Consider the following 4948-nt stretch of genomic DNA (forward strand, 5'->3'; position numbering starts at 1 on the left):
CCACGGGCGCGCTGGCCAAGGCCATCGATGCCAAGTGGGGCAACTACGACGCCTTCAAGGAAGCCTTCGTGAAGTCGGCCGTGGGCAACTTCGGCTCGGGCTGGACCTGGCTGGTGAAGAAGGCCGACGGCTCGGTGGACATCGTGAACATGGGTGCCGCGGGCACGCCGCTGACCACCGGCGACACCCCGGTGCTGACGGTGGACGTCTGGGAGCACGCCTACTACATCGACTACCGCAACCTGCGCCCCAAGTTCGTCGAGACCTTCCTGGCCAAGCTGGTGAACTGGGACTTCGCGGCCAAGAACTTCGGCTGAGGAGCCGGGTCCGGCCCGGCGGGCATCCTCATCACCCGTTGATGAGGTTGAGGATGTTGCCGTCCGGGTCCTTGAACCATGCGACCTTCATGTCGCCCATGACATGGATGTCGCCTTCGAGCTTTGCGCCGGGCATGTCGTAGTGCTCGAAGCGCACGCCCTTGGCCTTGAGCGCGGCCACGAGCCGCTCGATCTCGCCATCGACCGGCCAGGTCACGGCCGTGGCCTGGTTGGTGCCCGCAAAGGCCGAGCGGTACACGTTGATGCGCGAGTTGCCGCTGCGGTAGACGATCACCTCGTCGCCCTCGGCATCGACCTGCGCCAGCCCCAGCGTGCCTTCATAGAAACGGCGCGCCACGGCAAGGTCCTTCACCGCGAGATTGGCCACCGCGTTGATGTTTCCGAGCATGAGAGTCTCCTGTGAAGCCCATCGCGCAGTGGACGCGCGGCGGGCGAGCCAAAAATACTCAACCATTTGGTGGAGTATTTGGCGTTGGCGGGCTGCTGTCAATCCATCGGAAAATACCCCGCCAGCCGATATGGGCCCCATCGCGAATGAAGAATCCGCAAGGCCCCGCTTCCGGCACACTGCACCCCCGGTGCAGTGACCGCCATCCACGGCTGCTGCAACCCCGAATCGCTCAGACAAAGAGACAAGCAAACCCATGATCCGCAGACACTTCGGCACGCTGGCCATCGCGCTGGCACTTCCCCTGGCCTTCACCGCCCCTGCGCAGGCACAGTCCTACCCCGCCAAGCCCATTCGCATGGTCGTGCCCTTCCCGCCCGGCGGCGGCACCGACATCCTGGCGCGGCTGGTCGCGCAGAAGCTCACCGAGGCCAACCACTGGACCGTGGTGCCCGACAACCGCGGCGGCGCCGGCGGCACCATCGGCATTGCGGAGGCCGCGCGCGCCGCGCCCACGGGCTACGACATCGTGATGGGCCAGAAGGACAACATGGTCGTCGCGCCCTGGCTCTACAAGAACCTGAGCTACAACCCGGTGAAGGACCTCACGGCCGTGGCGCACGTGGCCTACACGCCGGTGGTGATCGTCACGCAGGCCAACTCGAAGTTCAAGACGCTCGACGACGTGGTGAAAGCCGCGCGCGCGGCGCCCGACACCGTCACCTACGGCTCGCCCGGCAACGGCACCACCATCCACCTGGCCGGCGAGATCTTCAACGGCGCCGCCCAGATCAAGATGCGCCACGTGCCCTACAAGGGCTCCAACGCGGCGATGATGGACGTGCTCGCGGGCAACGTCGACCTGATGGTGTCGTCGGTGCCCTCGGCGCTGGCGCAGATCAAGGCGGGCAAGCTGCGCCCGCTGGCCGTGACCTCGGCCAAGCGCAGCACCTCGCTGCCCGAGACGCCCACCGTGGCCGAGCTCGGCTACAAGGGCTTCGACGTGTCCACCTGGTACGGCCTCTTCGTGCCCGCCAAGACGCCGAAGGACGTGATCGCCACGCTGAATACCGAAGTCAACAAGCTGCTGGCCACGCCCGAAATGAAGGCCGCCATCATCGCGCAGGGCGCCGAGCCGCAGAGCATGACGCCCGAACAGTTCCAGTCGCTGCTGAAGACCGACTACGAGAAGTGGAAGGGCATCGTGCAAGCCTCGGGCGCGACCATCGAATAAGCGCGGCCGCCGCACAATGGCGTCTCCACCACAGGCCGCAGCGACGGCACGGAGACACCGATGGCAGCACAGCGCAAGAGTTCGAAGAACAACACCCTCCTGCTGAAGGCCACCACCCTGGCAGCGGTGGCCGCCCTGGTGCAGGGCTGCGCGCAGACGCCGGCCGGCACCACCGCAGGGCTGCCCGCCGCGCCGTCCGAGGCCAGCGTGGCGGCCCATGTGGCGACCGCCACGCGCGCAGCCGGCACCGACCTCAAGGCCCTGCTGACCCTGTGCCAGCCCGCGCCTGCCGCCCGGCCGCCGCAGGACGCGCTCGACAGGAGCCTCACGGGCTTCATCAACCGGCCCGCGCCGCCGCCGGGCCAGGCCTTCGACAACCTGTACTTCGTGGGTGCCGACTGGGTCAGCGCCTGGGCGATCAAGACCTCGCAGGGCATCATCCTGATCGACGCACTCAACACCCAGGCCGAGGCCGCGGCGCTGATCGAAGGCGGCATGCGCAGGCTGGGGCTCGACCCGGCGCAGATCAAGTACGTGATCGTGACGCATGGCCACGGCGACCACTACGGCGGCGCCAGCTACCTCGCGCAGAAGTACCGCGCACGCGTGGTGATGAGCGAGGCCGACTGGACCATGACCGAGACCAGGCTCGAATTTGCGACGCCGATCTGGGGCGCGCCGCCCAAGCGCGACATCTCGGTGAAGGACGGCGACCGCATCACGCTCGGCGACACCAGCGTCACGCTGTACCTCACGCCGGGCCACACCATGGGCACGATCTCTCCGGTGTTCGACGTGAGCGCGGGCGGGCGCAAGCACCGCGCAATGCTCTGGGGCGGCACCGGCTTCAACTTCGGCAAGGACGTGCCGCGGCTGGACGCCTACATCGGCGCCACGCAGCGCATGGGTGCGATCGCGCAGAGCCAGCGCATCGACGTGCTGCTGTCGAACCATTCGAACATCGACGGCTCGCAGGCCAAGCTCGCCGCCCTGCGGCAGCAGCCTGCGCCGGCGGCGAACCCCTTCGTGCTCGGCACACCGACGGTGGAGCGTGCGCTGGCCGTGATGGGCGAGTGCGCGCAGGCGCAGCGCGACAGGTTCTTGCTGTAGCGCCGGATCAGTCCGGCGTGAACTTCTTGTTGAAGATGTCGACGTCCGATGCCAGCTCGAAGGTCGCCACCTGGCCCATCTTGCCGTCGCTCAGGCGGCAGGCGGAGAACAGGCTGTAGCGGCCTTTGAAGTAGAACTCGTCCATCACGATCAGCGCGTAGGGATACGGCACGAAGACCTGGTGCTCGAAGATGACGCGGTGCACGTTCCTCGGCGACGGAAAGAGCTTGTAGTCGCCGGTATCGATCGACTTTGCTGTGGCCATGGTGTGCTCTCCTTGCCGGCGCTCAGGCCGGGTCGCGCACGTCGGCCACGGGGTTGCGGCCGAAGTCTTCGCGCGCCAGGTACTTGAGCACCTTGGCCGCGGCGGCGGCCGGGCTGTCGAGGCGGCCTTCCTCCTTCATGCTCACGAAGCGCGTGCGGTCCGGAAACTTCTCGTCCGATGCGCCGCGCAGCTGCACCTGCATGTCGGTGTCGATGATGCCGGGCGCGAGCGAGACGATGCGCGCGCCGTTCGGTGCGGCAGCCTCCTCGAGCGCCACGGCGCGCGAGAAGTGGTCCATGCCGGCCTTGGCCGCGCAGTACGGCGCCTGGCTGCCCATGGCATTGCGCCCCAGGCCCGAGGAGATGTTGAGCACCTTGCGCGCGCCGCGCCATTCGCGCGTGGCGCCCAGGAACGCGGCCGTCAGCAGCATCGGCGCTTCGAGGCCGATGCGCAGCGCCTGCGACAGCTCGGCGCCGACCGCGCTCGCGAGCGGTGCGGGGTTGCCGACGGTGCCGGCGTTGTTGATCAGGGTCACGCTGTCGAAGCGCTGGCCGTCGAGCGTCTTGAGCCAGGCCGAGAGGCGGGCCGATGCGGCCACCGGATCGGACAGGTCCTGCTCCCACTGGATGAGTTCTGCGCCGGCCTGTTGCGCGGCTTGCGCAAGCTGCGGCTCCTGCCTGCGCGAAATGCCGAGCACCGTGTGGCCGGCCTGCAGCAGCTGTTCGGCCATGGCGCGGCCCAGGCCGCGCGAGGCGCCGGTGATGAGGGTGAGGTGGGAAGAAGCGGTCATCGGGAAAAGAGTCTTTCTGGAACGAAGGCGCGAGGTTAAGCGGTATAGGGAGGCCCCGGGCTCAGCCGGTGCGGAACTGGTTGCGCAGGAAGTTGCGGTGCCGCGCGATGTGCTGCAGCTGCGCCGGCGCGATGGTGCCGCCAAGGTCGACCTCGTCGGCCCCGTTGAGCACCGCGTTGGCATGGGTCATTGCACGCGCCACGACCTCTTCCTCGCTCAGGCCGAGCTGCGCGGCCAGGTCGAGCGCCACGCGGCGCATGGCGCGCTGCGAGAGCATCCACATTGCGCCGAAGCGGTCCCAGGCGAGCGCGGCCTCGTCGGCCTTCTCGCGCTCGGCAAGGATCTCGGCGAGCGGCTTGGCCAGCACCGCATCGAGCGCGTCGATCTTCTCGGTGAGCGCCTCGTTGCGCGCGATGGCTCCCTCGAGCGTCGGGCCGGTGTCTGCGGCCTTGGCCTTTGCTGGCGCCTCGGGCGGCGGAATGAAGGCGGCCTGCGCATCCGCGGGCACGATCTGGAGCTGGTCTTCGAGGGTCATGGGGTTTCCGTTTCGGGTGAGCGGCTGTTGCTGCTGTTCTTCTTGTTCGACATCGCGCTCGCGCGCAGGCCCGGCAGGTCGAGCACGCGCAGCCCACCGTACTCCACCCGGATCAACCCCTCTGCCGACAGGCCGTTGAGCGCCTCGTTCACGCGCTGGCGCGACAGGCCGACCAGATAGGCCAGCTCCTGCTGCGTGATGCGCAGCACCTCGCCCACGCCCGGGTAGAGCACCGGGTTGAACAGCGAGACGAGGTTGCGCGCCACGCGCGCGTCGGGGTTGTTGAGC

At 68.2% G+C, this 4948-nt stretch carries 8 protein-coding genes; 3 read left to right on the forward strand and 5 right to left on the reverse strand.

What is annotated here, in order from left to right; all coding sequences use genetic code 11:
- Positions 1 to 317 (forward strand): superoxide dismutase (locus AC1DOC_RS18920; RefSeq protein WP_478130269.1); only part of this gene is annotated, 317 nt, incomplete at its 5' end.
- Between the two features lie 31 nt (positions 318 to 348).
- Here the strand turns inward: AC1DOC_RS18920 and AC1DOC_RS18925 are convergent.
- Positions 349 to 726: a VOC family protein gene (locus tag AC1DOC_RS18925; protein WP_018905142.1), complete on the reverse strand. Its 378-nt coding sequence runs from the start codon at positions 724 to 726 to the stop codon at positions 349 to 351.
- Positions 727 to 982: 256 nt separating this feature from the next.
- Here AC1DOC_RS18925 and AC1DOC_RS18930 point away from each other — a divergent pair, with 256 nt between their 5' ends.
- Together AC1DOC_RS18930 and AC1DOC_RS18935 are read left to right on the forward strand one after the other, a co-directional pair.
- The gene (locus tag AC1DOC_RS18930) at positions 983 to 1960 is read left to right on the forward strand and encodes a Bug family tripartite tricarboxylate transporter substrate binding protein (protein ID WP_478080182.1); all 978 of its coding nucleotides are present in this window, start codon (positions 983 to 985) and stop codon (positions 1958 to 1960) included.
- A gap of 60 nt (positions 1961 to 2020) precedes the next feature.
- Entirely contained in the window at positions 2021 to 3070 is a 1050-nt protein-coding gene (locus AC1DOC_RS18935; RefSeq protein WP_478080181.1) for an MBL fold metallo-hydrolase, read from the forward strand.
- 7 nt (positions 3071 to 3077) lie between these two features.
- Here the strand turns inward: AC1DOC_RS18935 and AC1DOC_RS18940 are convergent, their stop codons facing one another.
- From AC1DOC_RS18940 to AC1DOC_RS18955, 4 genes are all read right to left on the reverse strand, one after another.
- Entirely contained in the window at positions 3078 to 3335 is a 258-nt protein-coding gene (locus AC1DOC_RS18940; protein WP_015867751.1) for a hypothetical protein, read from the reverse strand.
- A 22-nt stretch (positions 3336 to 3357) separates the two neighbouring features.
- Entirely contained in the window at positions 3358 to 4125 is a 768-nt protein-coding gene (locus AC1DOC_RS18945; RefSeq protein ID WP_478084340.1) for an SDR family NAD(P)-dependent oxidoreductase, read from the reverse strand.
- Between the two features lie 61 nt (positions 4126 to 4186).
- Positions 4187 to 4660, reverse strand: a complete 474-nt coding sequence (locus tag AC1DOC_RS18950; protein WP_478084342.1) for a hypothetical protein — start codon at positions 4658 to 4660, stop codon at positions 4187 to 4189.
- The coding region (locus AC1DOC_RS18955) for a Crp/Fnr family transcriptional regulator (protein WP_478130270.1) at positions 4657 to 4948 on the reverse strand (292 nt) is incomplete at its 5' end. The genes AC1DOC_RS18950 and AC1DOC_RS18955, both read right to left, overlap by 4 nt.

The organism is Variovorax sp. 01T439_2, from assembly GCF_056398445.1.